The organism is Arthrobacter sp. zg-Y1219 (assembly GCF_030125545.1).
GTDB lineage: Bacteria > Actinomycetota > Actinomycetes > Actinomycetales > Micrococcaceae > Arthrobacter_B.
In genome coordinates this window covers 36,868-57,258 of sequence record NZ_JASKLY010000022.1, presented here as the reverse complement: position 1 = coordinate 57,258, position 20,391 = coordinate 36,868, and the positions used below count along the sequence as shown (strand labels likewise).

The window sequence follows — 20,391 nt, the reverse complement described above, 5'->3', positions numbered from 1 at the left end:
TCTGGGAGAACACGACTTCAAACGGTTCTCCAAAGTATAAAGGGTTGTGTTGATCATGCTGCTTGCGTCCACTATGTGGTTCCCGGATAACAAACCCGTGAGGTTTGTCACCCGTGGAACCGGCACCACCACACCCTTCAGGGTTTGGTGTGCCGTATAATTACAGTTATAACTTCGCTATTGCAACACATTGTTTTTGATGGTGTGTTGTGTTGTGACCATTGATTTCCCCTCACCCAGGTTTGTTTATGGGTGGTGCGGGTGGAAGGGTTACGGCGGTCATAGCGTGGGGGAAACGCCCGGTCCCATTCCGAACCCGGAAGCTAAGACCCACAGCGCCGATGGTACTGCATCCGGGAGGATGTGGGAGAGTAGGTCACCGCCGGACAATATTTACGGTTGAAAGACACCGGTTGTTCAGAGAGTAAGGCCCCGCCATTGGCGGGGCCTTACTTGTTTAACCCGTGTGTTCCAGACCAGCCGGCACCTCCCGGGCCCTGGCTCATTTGCGCCGGGATGGCAGAAACTGCACGTCCCGGCCCCGGGAAGAGCACTTACTGCCATCTCGCGAGAGATTGAGCACGTTCGCGCTCCGACACGATCCGGCTAGGCTGGAACGATGAACTCCTCCCTCTTTTCCCACGCCGAACAGCCCGAACCTGCCAAGGAGTCGGCTGCTGTGCAGGACATCGTTATCGAGCGCGAGGTGCCCCGTGAGCTTCACGAAGCATTCAACGGCTTTACGGAATACCTGCACCTCTGGTGGCCGGAGGAGTACACGGAATTCGGGGAAGGCACGCATCCGGAGTTTGAGGCCGCCTCCCTGACCGAGACGGGGCCGGAGGGGCAAACAGCAGTGTGGGCAGCCGTCAACAGCAGGGTGCAGGATGCCGAGCTCGTTTTGGATTGGGTAGCCGGCCACAGCCCGCAGAGTCCCACTGCAGTCCGCATCACCTTTACTCCGGTCAGCGACGACGCTACTCGCGTCAGCCTCACGCATTCCGGCCTGGGCGGAGTTGCTGAAGCCGTGGAAACCCATGGCGGATTCTCCACCGCCTGGCCGCAGATCCTTGACCGCTACGCACGTTTCATGGGCGCCCGGTAGCATCCTCGCCTGACCCCAGACCCGCTGCCGGAATCCTCAACCCGGGCAAAGCCAGCTAATCGAGCCGCAGCCACACGGTGCGGTTGGGCCGCAGCCGGGTGCCTTCCAAGGCCGACGGCGAGCTGGTGGCCAGGACGGGAAGCTCAGGAAGCTGCACCGGAGCGTCGCCCATGTTCATTGCCACCAGGACATTGTTGTTCACGAAGGCCACCAGGCCCTCGGCGTCGTGCTCCGGCCACCACTCCAGCGATCCATGACCAAGTCCCAGCTCCCGACGCCGGGAAAGGGCCGTGCGGTACATGTTCAGCGACGAGAACGGATCCCGCTGCTCGACATCCCGGGAATAGCGGCCCCAATACGCCGGCTGCGGCAACCAGGAGCTCCCGGTGGAGCTGAAGCCGAAGGAGGGTTCGCTGACCCTCCACGGCAGCGGGACGCGGCTGCCGTCACGGCCCACCCGCACCCCGGCGGTGCGGTGGTAGGTGGGATCCTGCCGGAACTCATCGGGCATCAGGGTGTGGTCGGGCAGCCCGAGCTCTTCGCCCTGATAGAGATACACGCCGCCGGGCAGGCCCAGCATCAGCATGGTGGCGGCACGTGCCCGGTCGGCGCCGAGCAGATAGTCCGGCTGGCTGTCCCGTGGCCCGATGCCGTCCCCGCTGCGCAGCTTGTTGGACTCCAGCCCGAACCGCGACACATGCCGGACGACGTCGTGGTTGGACAGCACCCACGTGGTCGGAGCATCGACCTTGTCGAAGGCCCGGAGGGAGGACTCGATGATGCCGCGCAGCGCCGCCGGATCCCACGGGTGGTTCAGGTACGCGAAGTTGAAGGCCTGCTGCATTTCATCGGAGCGGACCCAGTCGGTGATCCGTTCCACCGGATCAACGTTGGCTTCGGCGCAGAGCACGCGGTCGCCGTCGTACTCGTCCAGGAGCTTCCGCCAGGACCGGAAAATATCGTGGATGCCTGCCTGGCCGAACATGGGAGCCGCCGAGCCAGGAAAACCCTCGGACGATGCGCCGTCCGCAGCGCCGCCCCAGTCCGGCAGACCTGACTTCTTGATCAGCGCGTGCGCCACGTCCACCCGGAAGCCCCCCACGCCGCGGTCGAGCCAGAAGCGCAGAATCCGTTCGAATTCGGTCCGCACTGCCGGATTGTCCCAGTTGAAGTCGGGCTGGGAGGAATCAAAAAGATGCAGGTACCACTGTCCCGGGGTGCCGTCCGGGTTGGTGGTCCGGGTCCAAGCCGGGCCGCCGAAGTGTGACTGCCAGTTGTTCGGCGGGAGCTCGCCCTGGGGGCCGCGGCCGTCGCGGAAAATAAACATGTCGCGTTCCGGCGACCCGGGATCTGCCGCCAGTGCCGCCTGGAAGAGGTGATGCTGGTCGGAGCAGTGATTCGGGACCAGATCCACGATGACCCGGATTCCATATTCGGCGGCCCGGGCTACCAACGCGTCAAAGTCGTCCAGGGTGCCGAAAATCGGGTCCACAGAACAGTAGTCCGCCACGTCGTAGCCGGCGTCCTTCTGCGGAGACCGGTAAAACGGCGACAGCCAGACGGCGTCAATCGCCATCTCCGCCAGGGCCGGAATCTCTTTGGTAATGCCCGGCAGATCACCGACTCCGTCGCCGCGCAGATCTCGGAACGACCGGGGATAGATCTGGTAAATAACCGAAGACCGCCACCATTCGCGCCCGGGCGGGGGCATATGGACGGGGATGGTTCTAAGGGCGGATCCCGGTGTGCGGGAAACAGCTGGTGTGGACATAGGCCGGTCGCGTCCTCCTGTCTCGGATGATCGTTGCTCATCTTCGTTAACGAACTGCCGCCGGAGGCTTTTCCCGAACGGTTCGTGACATTGGGCACAATAGTGGGACCAGCTGCGCCCGACCGGCTGCGCGCGCTGAACCGCGCGCTGAACCGGTGGCGCTAGACCGCTGGGGCCCAATTCCGGGTCATTAGCACTGTCATTCCTGGTCGGGCGTGCCGCCGGATTCGAGGATGTTCATGGTCCGGGTGTCTGCGGTCAGCAGGATTGCCGCCTCGTCCCGGCGGTGCCGGAGCACGGTGTCCATGTACGACTGCACGGCTTCGGCCATGGGAACGTTTCGGTTTTGCTTTTCCGACATGTACCAGCGGTGCTCGAGCACCTCGTGCACCACTTCGGCCTGTTCCAGCTTGCTGCCCAGCTCGCGCGGCACTGATTTAACGATCGGCTCGAACACCTGGGTCACCCAGAGATGCGCACTGAGCTCCTCATCGAGATCCGGATTGTTGTCGGCGCGGTAGGAGTCCATGTCGTTCAGCAGGCGGCGGGCCTGGTTCTCCTGCGCATCGAGGCCGGTCAGGCCCAGCAGGCGGCGCTGGTGGTGGCCGGCGTCGACCACCTTGGGCTGCAGCTGGACGTGGGTGCCGTCGGCTGTGCTCTTGATGGTGAGTTCGTCGACGTCGAACCCCAGGTCGTTCAGCCGGCGGATGCGGGCGTTGACGCGCCAGCGTTGGCCGAGTTCGAAGGATTCCTTTTCCGTCAGCTCAGCCCACAGGTTCCGGTAGCTGTCCATGATCCGTTCGCTGGTGGCCAGCGGATCCACGGTCTCCTCTATCAGGCCGCCCTCGGCAAGGTCCATCAGCTCACCGGCGATGTTGACCCGGGCAATCTCCAGATCGTACTCGCGCTGGCCCCGGGAAAGCTCCGGATAGAGTTCGCCGGTTTCCGCGTCCACCAGATAGGCGGCAAAGGCGCCGGCGTCGCGGCGGAACAGGGTGTTCGACAGCGACACATCGCCCCAATAGAACCCCGCCAGGTGCAGGCGCACCAGCAGCAGGGCCTGGGCATCGATCAGTCGGGTGAGGGTGACCTCGCGCAGGGTCTGCGAAAAGACGGCGCGGTAGGGCAGTGAAAAGCGAAGGTGTTTGGTCACGAGGACCGGCTGCAGCTCCTCGCCGTGTATGTCATAGCGCCCGGTAATGACGGCCACCGGGGCGACCGAGGGAACGTTGAGCCGGCGCAGCTTCCTCAGCATGTGGTATTCCTGCCGGGCCACGTGTTCGCTGGTTTCCTTGATCGCGATGAGCGAGTCGCCCATCCGGGCAAAACGGACGACGTGGCGGGAAATTCCCCGGGGAAGTGCGGCCAAGTTGTCCTTGGGCCAGTCCTCCAGCGGCAGGTGCCAGGGCAGATCCAGCAGGGCCGGGTCCATGGAAGCGGCGGTAATGTTCAGGGAGCCGAGGGCTGCTTCCGGTGTGGAGGCATGCGGGCGCGGCAGTTTGCCCGGCTGGTTATAGTCAGTTGGCTCGTCGCGCCAGTTTGCGCCTGCAGGTTCGGTCATAAGCACGTGCCCTTTATCGAGCTGTTGGAAGTTAAACAGCAGTGCGGTGGCCCCATCCACGAGTCTAGTTCAGGTGGAGGGGCACCGCAGGTCAACCGGCGGGATCAGGCCTGGTCGGCCAGGCGCTCACCGTTGGCGGTGTCGAACAGGTGCACATGGCCCGGCTGCGGGCGGACATACAGGGTGTCGCCCTTCAGCGGGGGGCGGCGTCCGTCGACGCGGACCACCATGTCCCGATCCGTGCCGTCCAGAGTGGTGTGCCCGTAAACGTAGGCGTCGGCGCCGAGTTCCTCAACGACGTCGACCTCCACCTTCAGGCCCGAACCGGAGGAATCCACGATCTCCAGGTCCTCGGGACGCACGCCAACCGTGACCGTGTTGCCGGCGGCGGCACCGAGGACGGAACTCGCCACCGGATAGACCGCGCCGCCGAATGCGACGCCGCCGTCCACCACCGGCAGCTCCAGCAGGTTCATGGCGGGGGAGCCGATGAAGCCGGCCACGAAGACATTGTTCGGGTGGTCATAGAGGTTGCGCGGGGTATCCACCTGCTGCAGGATGCCGTCCTTGAGCACTGCCACGCGGTCGCCCATGGTCATGGCCTCGACCTGGTCGTGGGTGACGTAGACGGTGGTGACGCCAAGGCGGCGTGTCAGCGACGCGATTTGGGTGCGGGTCTGCACGCGCAGCTTGGCGTCCAGGTTGGAGAGGGGCTCATCCATCAGGAACACCTGAGGGTTCCGCACGATGGCCCGGCCCATGGCGACGCGCTGGCGCTGGCCGCCGGAGAGGGCCTTCGGCTTGCGGTCCAGATAGTCCTCGAGGTCCAGCAGCTTTGCTGCCTCGCGGACGCGTTCCATCCGCTCTTCCTTGCCGATGCCGGCGATCTTCAGGGCAAAGCCCATGTTGTCGGCCACTGACATGTGCGGGTAAAGGGCGTAGTTCTGGAAAACCATGGCAATGTCACGGTCTTTCGGCGGCACGTCGGTGACGTCCCGGTCTCCGATGAGGATGCGGCCGGAGTTCACGTCTTCGAGTCCGGCGAGCATGCGCAGGGAGGTGGATTTTCCGCAGCCGGAGGGGCCCACGAGAACCAGGAATTCGCCGTCGGCGATTTCCAGGCTGAGATTATCAACTGCCGGGCGGTCAGTGCCCGGGTACAGGCGTGTGGCCTGGTCAAACGTTACCGTTGCCATGATGTTTCTCCTTCACGGGCAGGTACGTGCCCGACGATCCGTAGTGAAGTGCTATTAAGTTGCAGACAGGTGGCAGCGGTTGTGGCCGCGGTCACAGGGTCAGTATGCCATACCCCTGTGACCGGCTCGCTCAGGCGCCGGAACTCCGGATTTCCAGCAGTGTTTCGAGCACTGTGGTGAACGCATGGGGCGAGTCCACCCGGAAGGAAGCGCGCGTGTCTCCGGGACCGATTTTCAGGCCCAGATCGCCGGGCAGCAGCGCCGCGAAGCCGTTTTCGTCGGTGACGTCGTCGCCGGCAAAGAGCACCGCCGTCGCGCCGGTCAGGGTCCGCAGCGCACGGATGCCCTCGCCCTTGTTGGTGTGCACAACCGAGGCCTCCAGGACCCGCTTGCCGTCGGTCACCTGGACGCCGTCGAGGGCCAGGAGACTGTCCCGGGCGGCGTCGGTGGCGGCCGAGGCGATGTTGTCGGGTGCGCTGCGGGTGTGCAGCACGACGCCGGCGGGCTTGGCTTCCAGCCACGTGCCGGGATGGGAGTTCACCACCTCTTCCACGGCCTCCCGGGCCCGGCCGAGCAGCTCGGCCTGGTCCGGAGTCAACAGCAGCGGTTCGGCGTTGGGCCCGGTCCAGGCCTCCGCGCCGTGGCTGCCAATCAGCAGGGTCTCCGGAGCAGGACTGGCGGCCCGGCGCAGACTGTCCAGCGCCCGGCCGGAGATCATGGCCGTGAAGGTGTGCGGCAGGGCGCCGAGGGCCCGTACCGCCGCGGCGGATCCGGGCAGCGGCCGCGCGTCGTCGGCGTGTTCCACCAGCGGTGCCAGCACGCCGTCGAAATCCAACGCGACGAGCAGCGTGTCGGTTGCCGCCAGCTGCTGCAGCGCTTCGTAAAGGCCGTCCGGAAGGTTGCTCACTGTGCGTTCTCCACTTCTCCCTGCTGCAGGGCGTTGAGGAAGTTCTTGGACCAGCGCTCGACGTCGTTCTGCAGGACCTGCCGGCGCATCAGGCGCATCCGGCGCTGGGCCTCGCGGTCGGGCATCTCGATGGCCTCGAGGAAGGAGGCCTTCAGCCCGTCGATGTCGTGCGGGTTCACCAGGACCGCTTGGCGCAGCTGGTCGGCGGCGCCGGCAAACTCGCTGAGCACCAGTGCGCCGGTGTTGTTGATCCGGGCGGCGACGTATTCCTTGGCCACCAGGTTCATGCCGTCGCGCAGCGCGGTGACCAGCATGACGTCGGCGGCCAGGTAGAGCGCCACCATTTCCTCCACCGGGTAGCTGTGGTGCAGGTAGCGGATGGCGGTGCTGCCCATGGTGTCGTAGGTGCCGTTGATCCGGCCCACGGTGCCCTCCACCTCTTCGCGCAGCAGCCGGTACTGCTCCACGCGCTCGCGGCTGGGGCTGGCCACCTGGATCAGCGATGCGTCTTCGACGGTGAGCCTGCCGTCTTCGAGGAGTTCGCCGTAGGCCTTGAGCCGGTGGCTGATGCCCTTGGTGTAGTCCAGGCGGTCCACGCCCAGCAGCACCGTTTTGGGGTCGCCCAGTTCCCGGCGGATCTGCTTGGAACGCTCAATGACGTCCTCCCGCTTGGCCAGTTCGGTGATCTGGTCCACGTCGATGGAGATGGGGAAGGACTCGGCGCGGGAGACGTACGAGATGCCGTCCTCGGTTTTCACATGGACCTGCTGCTGGCGGACGGTGTGTCCGGCAAAGCGGCGGACGCAGCGCAGGAAGTTGCTGGTGTCGGAGGGGCGCTGGAACCCGATCAGGTCCGCTCCGAGCAGCCCTTCAATAATGTTGCGGCGCCACGGCAGCTGCGCGAAGATCTCCAGCGGCGGGAAGGGAATGTGGTTGAAGAAACCGATCTTCAGGTCGGGCCGGTCCTTGCGCAGCATCTGCGGGACCAGCTGCAGCTGGTAATCCTGAACCCACACGGTGGCGCCCTGCGCGGCCATAGTCGCGGCGGCGTCGGCGAAGCGGCGGTTCACGGTCTGGTAGGAATCCCACCAGGTACGGTGGAACTCCGGCGGCGCAATGACGTCGTGATAGAGCGGCCAGAGGGTGGCGTTGGAGAAGCCCTCGTAGTACAGCTCGACTTCGGAAGCGCTCAGCGGCACCGGCAGCAGGTGCATGTTGTCATGGTCGAACTCGTCGAGTTCCTCGTCGGGAGCTCCGTGCCATCCCACCCAGGCGCCGTCGGCCTTGGCCATGACCGGAGCCAGCGCGGTAACCAGTCCGCCGGGGGACCGGCGCCAGCTTTCGCCGTCGTCGGTTGTCACTCGGTCCACCGGAAGGCGGTTGGACACTACGATGAAATCGAAATCGCCATACCCATCCGTGGCATTTTTTTCTGCGGGATCAGCGGCAGCAGCGTTCACGATATGCACCCCTTGGTTAGCTTTTGTATTTATGCCACTCTATCCAAGGCCTGAAACTTTGTGTCCGCGGCGCCCGTTGGAGGTAAGGGCTGCATGAATCGTTGGCCTAAACTGGTGCCTGCCGGCCGCGTGCCCAAACGGGCAGGCGTGAGAGAGACATGAGGAACTATGACTGAGCGGAACCCCAAGCCCAGCAAGGCCGATCGTACGGTTGCTGCGCGTGAACAGGCGCGTGCCCTGCGTGAAGCCCAGAAAAAGAAGGAGCGGCGCAACAAGCTCCTGATCCGCTGGGGCGTGGTGGTAGCCGTGGTGGCCATCATCGTTGTCGTGGCGCTCATCGTGATTAACTCCATGCGCAGTGGCAACGGTGCGGAAGCCGAGACAGGGCCGGCCCCGGCCAACGCCAATGAATACGGCGGCATCACACTGACCTCCACCACGGAGCTGGAGCCCACCGAGCCGTTCGACGTTGACGTTGCCGCGTTGCCTGAACCGCCGGCCGAGGCTGCTGACGACGCTCCGGTTCCGCCGGGCATCGCTGCTGCCGCTGAAGGCGAGCCGGTTCCGATTGTGGTCTACGTGGATGTGAACTGCGTGCACTGCGCCGAGTTCGAAGAGGCCTACGAGTCCAAGATCGGATCCTGGCTGGACGCGGGCGAGGTCACCTTCGAGTACCGCACGGTTGCCTTCCTGGACCGCAGCTCGCCCAGCAACTACTCCTCGCGCGGCGCCAACGCCGCCGCGTGCGTGGCTGACACCAACCCGGCCTCCTACTGGGACTTCATGAACGCCATCTTCGCCAACTACGACAACGGCGAGATCAAGAACGCTGAACTGGCTGACATGGCCGAGTCCGTGGGTGCCGGCGATGCCTCCGAATGCATCCAGAACAACGGCTTCCGTGCCTTCGTCAAGTACGCGGACCGCCTGGCCCGTGTTGACCAGATCAGCGGAACCCCCACCGTGTACGTCAACGGCGCCGAGACCAACGCCAACGACTTCGAAACCGCCGTCCAGACGGCAATCGACGCCGCCAAGTAGGCTGTTTCGGCTTTGTCCGGTGCGCCCGTTTCCGTGAAATCCCGTTTGGGTTTCGCGGGAACGGGCGCTCTGGGTTAACCTTGACTAGCGCAGTCACCGTGTTTTGTTTTTTTGGGCAGGACCCGGCGTACGACGACGGCGCGCAGCCGGCTTGTCCGGCACCGCCCCCTTAGCTCAGCTGGCCAGAGCACCTGTCTTGTAAACAGGGGGTCGCCGGTTCGAATCCGGCAGGGGGCTCCACGAAACCCCTCCTGATCAGGCGTAACGCCCGATCAGGAGGGGTTTTTTCTTGTCTGGCTTCCTAACAACGACACGTTTACAACACGTTGACGTGGAGTCAGAAATCAAGGTTTATTGAGGTCGATTCCGGAGTCGTAGTAGTAGTCCTGGGACGGGCTGGGGAAGCCGGCGGGAACCGATGACGGGCTGAGGGGTCTCCGCGTACGGATGATTCCCGGGAAGGGGCCCGACCTCTGATATAGCTGTCAGGAGACACCAGTTCGGCCCCGGCCGGACATGACAAAGCCCCGGCCGAAACCGGGGCTCTGAGCGTCAGTTCATTCCCTGCGGCGTGCCGTGCGCCTGACAACGCGCCGCGGCACACCCTTTCGCGCGACGTAGACGATCCCGAAGACCACCGCGGCAATCAGGAGAATCAAGAGGAACACGGTCAATGTCCAGCCTGCGACACCCATTTCATTTGTCCTTCCGTCGAGCCTGCAGCTATTCGGAGTAGGTCATGTGCGCCCCACCGTAGCCCACATTGAGCTGCACCCAGAATGTAAAAGGGATCGGGGCGCCCATGGGGAAGGCCTTCACTGACAGCCTGGCGGTGGCCGGTGCGCCGCTGGCATTCACCTCGGGACGGGTTACCGCAAACTCCGTTTGATCGACGCTGCTGGCGCCGCCGATGAAGTATTCGGGTGCGTAGGCGGAGGTGATGGAATCGGTTCCGTTATCCCGGGCGATGTAGTCGGCGCGGAAACCCATGGAAACCAGTCCGGCCTAAAAGTCGACCAAGCAGTTGTCACAGTATTCGGTTGAGCCGACCAGACGGCGGCGCATGGCGTGTCCGCAGTCCGTCGTGTTGAGATGAATACTGTATGACTCGCTTCGCCTGCCGGAGACGTAGGACGGCTCGGCCTTGGTCACAGTGCACTCCCGCCACTGGGTAGGACTGTTCTTGTTCCATTCCTGCGTAGCCAGCACCCCGGCGGGCATGATGATGAAGATTCCGAGCAGGAGCAGCGCGAACAGGGAATAGCCCACCTTCTCCTTGCGCGACATCGAGCTCAGGAAGATCTTCCAGAACCCTTGGGCAGACGAGGAAGGCTTGGTTGCGGGTTCCATTCCATCCGTCCATATCGGCAATTAGGCAATTAATTGAGCCGCTCAGACGGCTAGGTTATCGGCTCCCGCAGCGCCGCCCGGGAAGGGGCACGTTTCAGCCGTATGCAACATAGAGTGCGCCCTCTGCAGTGCGGAGGGTGTCCTCGTCCCGGCCACCGCCGGTGCGCGGACTCAGCACGGCCCAATCGTCAGTTGATGCTCTCGGCTGCAGTACATAATCGAGTGCACGACTCCAAAAGGTTATTTGTGGCTGGAGCTTCTCGACGCGAATCACCACTGATCCCAGAGTTAACCCGCGGGTACGTTATGTCGGCGGAAGCCGGTGGGGAACCCCTGGACGCGCATGCTTCGGACAGGGGTGCCAGCAGGTGCGTGGTGTGCCAGCATGGCGGCAGGGAAGCACAGGCTGGGGCAACCATCGATCAGGAATCAAGAAGCGCAGGACCTGTTGCGGTCGGTAGCGTTGAGGCACACGCAGCGTTGAAGCACAGGCAAGACGGGGGACCGCTGAGAGGAGCACCGCCATGAGGGAGACTGCCGCATCCTCCCAGCGGCTGGAGGACCTGGCCCGGCTGCGGCGGGTACGCGACCGGATGGACCGGGAGTATGCGCGGCCGCTGGATGTCGAGGCGCTTGCCCGCGCGGAGTTCATGTCTGCCGGCCACCTGAGCCGCCAGTTCCGCAGCGCCTACGGGGAGTCGCCGTATTCCTACCTGATGACCCGGCGGATCGAACGTGCAATGACGCTGCTCCGCAGGGGAGAGCTCACAGTCACGGAGGTCTGCTTCGTCGTCGGCTGCGGATCCCTGGGCACCTTCAGCACGCGGTTTGCCGAATTGGTGGGCCTGTCGCCGGCAGCGTATCGGCGGCAGGCAGCCGACACACTGGCCGGGCTGCCGTCCTGCGTCACCCGGCAGGCGACCAGACCGATAAGAAATCGAGACAGGTGGCTCCCGCAGCCGCAGCCGTAAGGAGAGCGACATGGACATCACAATCAACTCTGCCTTTCTTCCGCACACCGACCCGGATGCTTCGCTGGCGTTTTACCGGGATGTGCTCGGATTCGAGGTCCGCAACGACGTCGGCTACGACGGGATGCGCTGGATCACGGTCGGACCGTCGGATCAGCCCGGCACGTCCATCGTCCTGCAGCCGCCCGCGGCGGACCCCGGGGTAACCGATGAGGAGCGCCGCACCATTGAAGAGATGATGGCCAAGGGGGTTTACGCCGGCATGATGCTGGCCACCGCCGATCTGGACGCCACGTTTGCACGCGTCGAGGCCGGCGGGGCCGAGGTGGTGCAGGAGCCCATGGACCAGGACTGGGGGATGCGCGACTGCGCCTTCCGCGACCCGGCCGGAAACCTGCTGCGGATCACGGAGCTGAAATGACAGCCAGGTAGGGCAGAGTCAGGGGCCCGAGTCGGGCCCGGGTCGCGCCCGCGTCAGGACCGGCGCAGCTCCGGCACGAGCTCGAGCATGTGCGCTTCCACGTAGTCCAGGGCCAGCCGCACCGCGCCGGTGGGCACCAGCATCTTGCCCAGGTCCGAGACGGCCAGCCGCGGCGGTTCGCTGACGTAGCGGGCCAGTTCCTCCGTCATCACCGGCAGCAGTGCCGTGGCGGATGCCGCCACGGCACCGCCGATGACGATCAGCTTCGGATCAAAGAACGACGCCACCAGTGCCAGCACCCGGGCCATCCGCCGGGCAATCCGGTCCAGGATCTCCTCCGCGACCGGGTCGCCCGCCGCGGCGGCCTCAAACACGAGCCGGGCGGAGGCACGGTTGGTGTCCGGACCCACCAGGGCGCGGATCCCGCCGTCGTGCCCGTCCTTCAGCGCCGCGCTGCCCCACAGCCGGGCCAGCTTGGCGATGCCGTCCTCGTTGCCGACTCCGGCGACCAGTTCCAGGGCACCCATCGCTCCGGTGCCGCCGGACGCGCCGTGCAGCAGCCGCCCGGCCTCGATAATGCCGCTGCCCAGGCGCTCGCCGGCCAGGATCACCGCCAGGTCCTTCTCGCCGGCGCCCACTCCACGCCAGCGCTCGGCCAGGGCCGCGAGCTTGGCGTCGTTCTCCACCAGCAGCGGCCAGCCGCGCCCTTCGCCGAAGTCCTTTTGCAGTCCGAGGTCGAACATCGGAGCCACGTCCTGCCCCGGTGCGACGGCGCCGTCGCCGGTCACCTGCGCGGCAATGCCCATGCCCACGCAGAGCACGGCGGAGGGGGCGATGCCGGCGTCGGCCAGCGCCTCATCGACCGCGGCAGTGAGCACCCGCCGTCGTTCTTCGGGCTCTCCGCCGTGGCGGGGAAAGCGGACTTCGGTGCCGCCGACGACGACGCCGGACAGGTCGGCGACCAGGACGCGGACCGTGGCGATGCCGACGTCGAGCCCCAGGACATGACCGGCACCTGAGTTGAACTCGAAGCGGCGGGCGGGCCGGCCCTTCTGTCCGCCGATCCGCGGCGATTCGCGTTCCCGCGCCCAGCCCCGGGCGATCAGGTCATCACACACGGCAATGACGGTGGCGCGGGTCAGCCCGGTGGCGGAAATGAGGTCGGTGCCGGTGGCCGAGGGGACGGCACGGAGCACCTCCAGCACTGCGCGCAGGTTGGTGCGGCGCAGGAGTTGCGGGGTGCTGGTGGAGGCGTCCATGGGTAGTCCCTTTTGACGTGTGGCGGCGATAACAGCATAATTATAGGAGGTAATAAATTTAGACTCTAAATTTAATCTTATCGAGCCTGAGGAGGCCCTCATGACGGTACGCGTCGGTATTAATGGTTTTGGTCGCATTGGCCGCAACTTCCTGCGAGCAGCACTTGAGCACGGCGAAGGTTTTGAGGTTGTTGCCGTTAACGACCTCGGCGACCCCGCGCAGCTGGCACACCTGCTCAAGTACGACTCCGTCGCCGGGCGCCTGGGCGAGAAGGTCTCCGTTGAAGACGGGAACCTCAACGTTGGCGGCCGCACCATCCGCGTCCTCGCCGAGCGCGATCCGGCCAACCTGCCCTGGGCCGAACTGGACGTTGACATTGTCATCGAATCCACCGGCTTCTTCACCAAGGCCGAGGACGCCCGGAAGCATATCTCCGCCGGCGCCAAGAAGGTCCTGATCTCCGCACCGGCCAAGGGCGACGCATTCACCGTGGTCATGGGCGTGAACGACGGCGACTACGACGCCGAGAAGCACGACATCATCTCGAACGCTTCCTGCACCACCAACTGCCTGGGCCCGCTGGCCAAGGTCCTGAACGACGCCTTCGGCATCGAAAAGGGCCTGATGACCACCGTGCACGCCTACACGGCAGACCAGAACCTGCAGGACGGCCCGCACAGCGACCTGCGCCGTGCCCGTGCTGCCGGCGTGAACATGGTTCCGACCTCCACCGGTGCCGCCAAGGCCATCGGCGTGGTCCTGCCGGAGCTCAAGGGCAAGCTGGACGGCTTCGCCATCCGCGTTCCCGTCCCCACCGGCTCCGTCACTGACCTGACGGTCACGCTGGAGAAGGAAGCAACGGTCGAGCAGATCAACGCCGTCTACGCCAAGGCTGCGCAGGACCCGCGCTGGGCCGGCATCCTCACGTACACCGAGGACCCGATTGTCTCCTCCGACATCGTTGGCGACCCGTCCTCCTGCATCTTCGACTCCGGTCTGACCCGCGTCATGGGCAACCAGGTCAAGGTTGTGGGCTGGTACGACAACGAGTGGGGCTACTCCAACCGCCTCGTGGACCTGACCGCTCTGGTTGCTTCCAAGCTGAGCTAGTTCTGGTGTTATCCGCGGTCTAACTGCGCAGAAAGCGTCCGGCCCCCGCGGTCGGGCGCTTTTTTGTGCCCGACGGCGGGTGTGCAAAGATCCACGCCCGGACTGCCCGGCGTCGCGCCGGCTACTCGGCGTCGTGCCGGGCGACCGGGCGGATCTCCACGGGGGAGTGGGAGGCGAGCAGTCCGCAGGCCTCCGCCAGTCCGTCGTGGTCTTCGGTCTCCACCAGATAGAAACCGCTGAGCTGCTCGGCGGAATCGGTGGGCGGGCCCTCGCTGATCACGGGCCGGCCAGCGACCCGCCGGACGGTCTTCGCCGTCCTGGACGGGGCAAGCTCCGCCCCTCCGGTCATCGTGTGCCCGCCCTCTTCCAATCGGCGGGCGAATTCCCGGTGCAGGTCATAGACCGCCTCCCGCTCAGCGTCGCTGAGCCCCTCCCAGGCGTCCTCGTTGTCGGGCAGCAGGATCAGGTATTCATCCAATGTGGCCTCCTCGTCGGAAAACCGTTCATGCCGAACATTTGCAGCCGGCACACGGTCTCAGGAGCACCATAGTCCAAGGGCACAGCAGAACACCCGCAGATTTCCGGTGTGGCCGGGCGGCGGGGATGGGCCGGGAGGCGCCGTTCTGTCCCCACCGCCCTTGTTTCCGCGAGCCGGGGGTGCCCACAATGAGGCAAAAGGCCTGCGACGAGGCAAGACCAGGCAAGACGAGGCAAACGGCACCGCGACGCTTTCCCCTGATAGGACAGACACCATGGAGCTCGTTCCGAACAACACCCTCAAATGCGGGAGCCCCGAGGAAGGACGCCAGTTGGCCATTCGGCTGGCGCTTCAGACTTCCTTTGCGATTCAGCCCGATGAACACGTGCAGAGCATCATCCGTGACGCTTATGCAAACAGCCCGGACGGCTTGATAGCGGCTTCCCAAGTGGTGGCCACGGAATTCGCGACGATCGCCGCTGCCAACCACTACTGGCGCTAAGGCTCCCCGCCGATCTGCTGCAGGGGACGGGCGGGCCGGCCTCCAGCCTTGACCGTACCGGGACGCCCGGGCAGGGTTGATCGGACGCTGGGATCAGACCGCATCCATTGAGGAGCCCGCCATGTTGCGCATACTTTCCATCGACGGCGGCGGCGTCCGCGGCATCATTCCGATTATTTGGCTGATGCATTTGGAGAGACGGACCGGGCGCAGGACCGCAGACCTCTTTGACCTGATTGTCGGCACCTCGGTCGGCGGAATGATCGCTCTGGCCCTGACCTGCCCCCGCGACGACGGTGAACCGTACAGCGCCAGGGATCTGCGGCACCTGAACTTTGAGAGTGCGAAGGGGATCTTTCCGCGGAACTTCTCCAAGCCAAGCCTGGCGGATTTTCCACGCGGCTCGTCCCTCTACTCGGCCCAGCCCCTGCAGCAATTCCTGGCTGAGGTGCTGGGAAACGCCAAGCTCTCCGAAGCCACTCGTCCCGTCGCGGTGACGACCTGCGACCTGGCCCATACACAGGCGCTGCACTTCACCGGCGGGGGATTGGACCAGTCGCAGCTGGGTGATGCGCCCATGGCACTCGCGGCCCGTGCCACCGGCTCGCTGCCGCGGTTTTTCCCTCCCGTGACCTACATTGATCCGGCCGGGCAAGCCCGTGAGCTGGTGGACGGCGGGCTGGCCGCCGACGATCCGGCGCTGGTTGCCCACACCCTGGGCCTTTCACTTCCGCAGGACGACGACGGCGTGCTGCTGGTCTCGCTGGGCACCGGCACCTCCGGCGCCTCCGTCGGTCTGCTGCTGAATGCCGAGCAGACTCAGGACACTCCCGATCTCCAGGCTCTTGAACAGGATTTCGCCATGGTCTTCGGCGGGCCGGGCCAGTTGATGCGGGATAACCTGCGGCAGCTGCTCGGCACCAACTACGTTCGGGTCCAGGCCCGGCTGCTGCCGGGAACACACCATGCCTCCAACGACGCCGGAGTCAGGAACCTTCTGGGCCTGGTGGCCAGTGCCGAAAAGATGGCACTGGACTCATCAGCGGAACTTGGTCGCCTCGCCGGCCTGCTGCAGGGCGGGTAATGGATCCTCACCCTCCGGGGGCGGCGGCGGACGGGCCACCCGCCGGGGATCCACAACGGGACCAAAGTCTGTTGACTGGATGGAAAGTCACTTGTAGCCTTTCCGGTATGGAAAACGACTTTCGTACCATCCCTACCGCCGACGATGCGGCTGTCCGCCTGAGCGAACTGTCGGGGGACCGCCGCGCGTTGGCGGAAGGCATCTCCATTCCCCGGGTGCTGCTGGCCGCTTACGGCGGTGTCGGCGCGTGGTGGGTTGCCCAGGCGGCCACGGCCAATCCCGGCGCAAACTACGAAACGCCGACCTCCGGCTGGCTGGCCCTCGTCGCCGTGTTGGTCATCGCTCATCTCATCAACCGCGAGACCGGGATCAGGTTCCAAAGCATGGGTGGCGGAGCTGCCCTTGCCGTCGTCGCTATTCTGGTGGTCTGCCTGTCGCTGTTCTCGGTTTCCCTCGGCCTGGTCTCCCTCGGTGCGGGGTGGGCCGTGTCCTTCACCAGCCTGGCGGCCTTTGGACTGGTGGCGTGGCTGGCCGGAGTTGCCTACCGCTCAGCACTGAACCGCCTGCACCATGCCTGAGGCACGCTTCGACAACATCATCCACGCCCCGACGCGGCTGCGTATCTGCGGCCTGATGCGGGCCGTCAACCAGATGGATTTCGCGGTGCTCAGGGATTCTCTGGGCATAGCGGACGCCGCCCTGTCGAAGCACCTGAAAACGCTGTCCGACGCCGGATACGTGCGGCTGGCAAAGGCCCCGTCCGCTCACCGCAAAGACGCCCGGCGGCTGACGTGGGTGGGACTCACACCGGCCGGCCAAGAGGCCTTCGACGCGCACATCCGTGCCCTGCGGGAGATTGCCGGCACCGTCGGCTAGCTGCACTGCAGCTCCTGCTGAACAACCCCTGCACAACCCCTGTTGAACGACCCCTGCTGCAAATTCCTGTCACAAATCCGGTTCGCCCGGTGTCCTATGTGCAAGCCGGCATCGAGCCGGAGGCAGCGAGAGGAAACAGGAGAAGGTCATGCGCACCACAGCAGTTGTTGCAGGCGGCGGATATGCAGGAGTCCTGGCGGCGAATCGGCTGGCCGCCGCGGCAAGGCCCGGGCTCGACGTCGTCCTGGTAAACCCGGGAAAACGCTTCGTGGAGCGGATCAGGCTGCACGAATACACCGCCGGCACCCGCAAGGATCCCACCGTAACCTTCGAATCGGTGCTGCATCCGGCCATCCGCCAGGTTCGGGACGCCGCAGTCCGTATCCATGCCGCGGACCGGACCGTGCAGCTGGCCGGCGGCGGGCAGCTGCCGTATGACTATCTGGTGTACGCGGTGGGCTCGGGCGCGGCGCGGGTTCCGGAAGGTGCGCTCGCAATTGAACAGCTGGAAGGCGCGACAGCGGCGCGCACCGAACTGGAAGCCCTGGCACCGGGAGAACACGTGGCGGTGGTGGGCGGCGGCCTTACGGCCATCGAGACGGCAGTTGAAATCGCCCGCGGCTACCCTCAGCTGCGGGTCAGCCTGCACGCCTCGAGTGTGCCGGGCCCGCACTTGGGGGCACCGGCCAGGCAGGGCCTGGAGCGGAGCCTGCGCCGCGCTTCAGTGGACCTGCACACCGGCACCTCCGTTTCGGCAATCGGCGACGTGCGCGCGAGCCTGGATGCCGCCGTCGTGCTTTGGAGCGCCGGTTTTGGTGTTCCGGACCTTGCGGCGGTCAGCGGCCTGCCGGTCGACGACGCCGGCCGGCTGCGCGTGGATCCGGCCCTGCGGGTGCCCGGAGCGGACCGGATCTACGGTGCCGGAGATGCTGCGGTGATCACCGGCAGCGGTTACGCCTACCTGCGGATGAGCTGCGCAGCGGCGATGCCGATGGGCGCAGACGCCGCCACCAATATCCTTCGGTCGCTGGATGGCCGGCCGGCAGTCCTGCACGACAGCGGATTCGGCGGCCAGTGCGTTAGTCTGGGCCGCAGCGACGGCATGGTCCAGTTTGTCGCCGCGGATGACACGCCGCTCCGCCTGCACCTGCACGGCAGGACGGCGGCGGTCCTGAAGGAGATTATCTGCCGGATGACGCTGCGCTGGATCCGCAGCGAAGCCAAACGGAGCGGAGCGTACACATGGCTCAAGGGCCCGAGCACAACGCGGGAGGCCGCGGCGGCAGCGATGGACTCGGCGGCGCGGACCTGACCCGCGACGCCAATTTCCTGACCCACCGGGGCATGGTGTTCACGATCGCCTACGACATCACCGGTGTGGTCGCCGATGCCGAGGACGTGGTGCAGGAAACCTATCTGCGGTGGCGCGCGGTGCCGGGCCCGGTGGAGAATCCGCGGGCCTACCTGGCGCGGATCGCTGCGCGGCAGGCAATGAACCTCCTCCGGTCGGCGGCCCGGCGGCGGGAGGAGTATCCGGGGGAGTGGCTGCCCGAGCCGCTCCCCACCGGACCCGGCGCCGGAGCGCCGGGGTTCACCTCCGATCCGGAAACCGCAGCCCTGACCGCCGCGGAGGTTTCCACGGCCATGCTGGTGGTGCTGCAGACACTGAGCGGACCGGAACGGGCCGCCTTCGTCCTGCACGAGGTCTTCGGCTTCGGCTATCCGGAGATCGCCGAAGCACTGGATGCCGGCCAGCCGGCCGTGCGGCAGCTGGTGCACCGGGCACGGGAACGCGTGCGGACGGGAGTGCCGCGCACGGCGCCGGACGCCGCCGAGCACCGCGCCGTCGTCGGGCGCTTCCTGGAAGCCACCCTGACCGGTTCCGTTCAGGCGCTGCTGGATGTGCTGGCCCCGGATGTGGTGCTGCTGTCCGACGGCGGCGGCAAGGCCAACGCCGCGCTGCGTCCGGTGCACGGGCCGGAGAAGGTGGCCCGGCTGATGCTCGGGCTGGCCTCAAAGTACGCGGCCGGTGCGGTGCCGGAGTTCCTGGAACTCAACGGGCTGCCGGCAGTGGCCTTCCGGGAAGAGGGAACCGTCACCACTGTCTTCCAGATCAGCCTGGCCGGGGAACGGGTCCGCGGCGTTTACTCGATGCGGAATCCGGACAAGCTCGTCCACCTCCAGGGGCCCGCGGTAGGCTGAACCGGGTGACTATTTCCCAAGATCCGAGCCGCCGCTGGTCAGAGGACGCGATCCGGCGGATCGAGGCCGAAGGCAACCGTTCAGCTGACACCCACCTGTTTGAGATTCCGGTTCCGGCCGGCTGGTCGGTGAAGGTGTACCTCAAAGACGAATCCACGCACCGCACCGGCAGCCTCAAGCACAGGCTCGCCCGGTCCCTGTTCCTCTTTGGCCTGGTCAACGGCTGGATCACCCGCGGCATGACCATCGTGGAGGCCTCCAGCGGCTCCACCGCGGTCTCGGAGGCCTACTTCGCGCAGCTGCTGGATCTGCCGTTCATCGCCGTCATGCCCCGCACCACGAGCGCGGAGAAAATCGCCCTGATCGAGCAGTACAACGGGTCGTGCCACTTCGTTGACGATCCGTCGCAGGTCTATGCGGCCGCCGAGGAGATTGCGCGCAGCACCGGCGGCCACTACATGGACCAGTTCACCTATGCGGAACGCGCCACCGACTGGCGCGGGAACAACAACATTGCGGAGTCCATCTACGGGCAGCTCGCCCTGGAGGAGTCTCCGGTGCCCGAGTGGATCGTCGTGGGCGCCGGCACCGGCGGCACCAGTGCAACGCTCGGCCGCTACATCCGCTATCATCGCCACGCCACCCGGCTGGCAGTGGTGGATCCGGAAAACTCGGTGTTCTACCCGGCGTGGCAGAATCCCGGGGTGCCCGCCGTCGGCGGCCCCTCCCGGATCGAGGGAATCGGCCGGCCGCGCCTGGAACCCAGCTTTGTGCCGGCTGTCATCGACCACATGATCCGGGTTCCCGACGCAGCCTCGGTGGCCGCGGCCCGGCACCTCTTCGACCTTGCCGGCCTGTTTGCCGGGCCCTCCACCGGCACCAACCTTTGGGGCGTGTGGCAGTTGGCGGCCCAGATGGAAGCCGAGGGCCGGACCGGAAGCATCGTGTCCCTGATGTGCGATTCCGGGGACCGGTACGCTGCCTCCTACGGCGACGACGACTGGCTGGCTGCCCGCGGCTTGGATCCCGCTCCGGCAACGGCAGTGCTGGGCGAGCTCTTCGAGACCGGGCGCTGGCCGGCCTAGCAGGAGCGGGA

General features: G+C 65.7%; 21 protein-coding genes, 1 tRNA gene and 1 rRNA gene. 14 read left to right on the top strand and 9 right to left on the bottom strand.

Going from position 1 to position 20,391, the window contains the following annotated elements; all coding sequences use genetic code 11:
* Window positions 1-271 precede the first annotated feature (271 nt).
* Both rrf and QNO00_RS16655 read left to right on the top strand, forming a co-directional pair.
* Window positions 272-388, top strand: a 5S ribosomal RNA gene (rrf, locus tag QNO00_RS16660).
* 231 nt (window positions 389-619) lie between these two features.
* Window positions 620-1,105 (top strand): SRPBCC family protein, encoded by a 486-nt coding sequence (locus QNO00_RS16655; RefSeq protein WP_284025311.1) that lies wholly within the window; start codon window positions 620-622, stop codon window positions 1,103-1,105.
* Window positions 1,106-1,160: 55 nt separating this feature from the next.
* On the opposite strand, the gene QNO00_RS16650 is transcribed toward QNO00_RS16655, so the two are convergent.
* From QNO00_RS16650 to QNO00_RS16630, 5 genes are all read right to left on the bottom strand, one after another.
* The gene (locus tag QNO00_RS16650; protein WP_502863504.1) at window positions 1,161-2,876 is read right to left on the bottom strand and encodes a glycoside hydrolase family 13 protein; all 1,716 of its coding nucleotides are present in this window, start codon (window positions 2,874-2,876) and stop codon (window positions 1,161-1,163) included.
* A gap of 199 nt (window positions 2,877-3,075) precedes the next feature.
* Window positions 3,076-4,437, bottom strand: a complete 1,362-nt coding sequence (locus QNO00_RS16645; protein WP_284025310.1) for a DUF4032 domain-containing protein — start codon at window positions 4,435-4,437, stop codon at window positions 3,076-3,078.
* Between the two features lie 104 nt (window positions 4,438-4,541).
* On the bottom strand, window positions 4,542-5,633 hold the full coding sequence (locus QNO00_RS16640; RefSeq protein WP_229968359.1) for an ABC transporter ATP-binding protein: 1,092 nt from the start codon (window positions 5,631-5,633) through the stop codon (window positions 4,542-4,544).
* A gap of 130 nt (window positions 5,634-5,763) precedes the next feature.
* Complete coding sequence (otsB, locus tag QNO00_RS16635) at window positions 5,764-6,540, bottom strand: trehalose-phosphatase (RefSeq protein WP_284025308.1); 777 nt, start codon at window positions 6,538-6,540, stop codon at window positions 5,764-5,766.
* Window positions 6,537-8,000 carry an alpha,alpha-trehalose-phosphate synthase (UDP-forming) gene (locus tag QNO00_RS16630; protein WP_229968363.1) on the bottom strand — a complete coding sequence of 488 codons (1,464 nt, stop codon included), beginning with the start codon at window positions 7,998-8,000 and terminating at the stop codon, window positions 6,537-6,539. The genes otsB and QNO00_RS16630 overlap by 4 nt, the downstream gene beginning before the upstream one ends.
* 168 nt (window positions 8,001-8,168) lie before the next feature.
* On the opposite strand from QNO00_RS16630, the gene QNO00_RS16625 reads away from it, so the two are divergent.
* The gene (locus tag QNO00_RS16625; protein ID WP_229968365.1) at window positions 8,169-9,041 is read left to right on the top strand and encodes a DsbA family protein; all 873 of its coding nucleotides are present in this window, start codon (window positions 8,169-8,171) and stop codon (window positions 9,039-9,041) included.
* A 163-nt stretch (window positions 9,042-9,204) separates the two neighbouring features.
* Window positions 9,205-9,281, top strand: a tRNA-Thr gene (locus tag QNO00_RS16620).
* Window positions 9,282-9,764: 483 nt separating this feature from the next.
* Here QNO00_RS16620 and QNO00_RS16615 read toward each other — a convergent pair.
* Complete coding sequence (locus tag QNO00_RS16615; protein ID WP_284025307.1) at window positions 9,765-10,031, bottom strand: hypothetical protein; 267 nt, start codon at window positions 10,029-10,031, stop codon at window positions 9,765-9,767.
* Between the two features lie 15 nt (window positions 10,032-10,046).
* Window positions 10,047-10,391, bottom strand: coding sequence for a hypothetical protein (locus tag QNO00_RS16610; RefSeq protein WP_284025306.1), 345 nt, complete (start codon window positions 10,389-10,391; stop codon window positions 10,047-10,049).
* Between the two features lie 524 nt (window positions 10,392-10,915).
* Between QNO00_RS16610 and QNO00_RS16605 the strand changes: the two genes are divergently transcribed.
* Together QNO00_RS16605 and QNO00_RS16600 are read left to right on the top strand one after the other, a co-directional pair.
* Window positions 10,916-11,362, top strand: a complete 447-nt coding sequence (locus QNO00_RS16605; protein WP_284025304.1) for a helix-turn-helix transcriptional regulator — start codon at window positions 10,916-10,918, stop codon at window positions 11,360-11,362.
* Between the two features lie 10 nt (window positions 11,363-11,372).
* Window positions 11,373-11,783, top strand: a complete 411-nt coding sequence (locus tag QNO00_RS16600) for a VOC family protein (RefSeq protein WP_229968372.1) — start codon at window positions 11,373-11,375, stop codon at window positions 11,781-11,783.
* A 53-nt stretch (window positions 11,784-11,836) separates the two neighbouring features.
* On the opposite strand, the gene QNO00_RS16595 is transcribed toward QNO00_RS16600, so the two are convergent.
* Window positions 11,837-13,042 (bottom strand): ROK family protein, encoded by a 1,206-nt coding sequence (locus QNO00_RS16595; protein ID WP_229968374.1) that lies wholly within the window; start codon window positions 13,040-13,042, stop codon window positions 11,837-11,839.
* A 100-nt stretch (window positions 13,043-13,142) separates the two neighbouring features.
* Between QNO00_RS16595 and gap the strand changes: the two genes are divergently transcribed.
* Complete coding sequence (gene gap / locus QNO00_RS16590) at window positions 13,143-14,153, top strand: type I glyceraldehyde-3-phosphate dehydrogenase (protein WP_284025303.1); 1,011 nt, start codon at window positions 13,143-13,145, stop codon at window positions 14,151-14,153.
* Between the two features lie 121 nt (window positions 14,154-14,274).
* Here gap and QNO00_RS16585 read toward each other — a convergent pair whose 3' ends face one another.
* Window positions 14,275-14,631, bottom strand: coding sequence for a YciI family protein (locus QNO00_RS16585; protein WP_284025302.1), 357 nt, complete (start codon window positions 14,629-14,631; stop codon window positions 14,275-14,277).
* Window positions 14,632-14,905: 274 nt separating this feature from the next.
* Here QNO00_RS16585 and QNO00_RS16580 point away from each other — a divergent pair, with 274 nt between their 5' ends.
* The 7 genes from QNO00_RS16580 (at window position 14,906) to QNO00_RS16550 (ending at window position 20,380) form a co-directional block, all read left to right on the top strand.
* Complete coding sequence (locus QNO00_RS16580; RefSeq protein WP_229968380.1) at window positions 14,906-15,133, top strand: hexameric tyrosine-coordinated heme protein; 228 nt, start codon at window positions 14,906-14,908, stop codon at window positions 15,131-15,133.
* Between the two features lie 121 nt (window positions 15,134-15,254).
* Window positions 15,255-16,217, top strand: coding sequence for a patatin-like phospholipase family protein (locus tag QNO00_RS16575; protein WP_284025301.1), 963 nt, complete (start codon window positions 15,255-15,257; stop codon window positions 16,215-16,217).
* Between the two features lie 107 nt (window positions 16,218-16,324).
* A complete protein-coding gene (locus tag QNO00_RS16570) occupies window positions 16,325-16,795 on the top strand; it encodes a hypothetical protein (RefSeq protein WP_284025300.1) in 471 nt (156 codons plus the stop codon).
* On the top strand, window positions 16,788-17,093 hold the full coding sequence (locus tag QNO00_RS16565) for a transcriptional regulator (protein WP_229968386.1): 306 nt from the start codon (window positions 16,788-16,790) through the stop codon (window positions 17,091-17,093). Before QNO00_RS16570 ends, QNO00_RS16565 begins: the two co-directional genes overlap by 8 nt.
* A gap of 148 nt (window positions 17,094-17,241) precedes the next feature.
* Window positions 17,242-18,405 (top strand): NAD(P)/FAD-dependent oxidoreductase, encoded by a 1,164-nt coding sequence (locus QNO00_RS16560; protein ID WP_284025299.1) that lies wholly within the window; start codon window positions 17,242-17,244, stop codon window positions 18,403-18,405.
* A complete protein-coding gene (gene sigJ, locus QNO00_RS16555) occupies window positions 18,336-19,295 on the top strand; it encodes an RNA polymerase sigma factor SigJ (protein WP_229968389.1) in 960 nt (319 codons plus the stop codon). The genes QNO00_RS16560 and sigJ overlap by 70 nt, the downstream gene beginning before the upstream one ends.
* Before the next feature lie 5 nt (window positions 19,296-19,300).
* Window positions 19,301-20,380, top strand: coding sequence for a PLP-dependent cysteine synthase family protein (locus QNO00_RS16550; RefSeq protein WP_284025298.1), 1,080 nt, complete (start codon window positions 19,301-19,303; stop codon window positions 20,378-20,380).
* Window positions 20,381-20,391: the final 11 nt, after the last annotated feature.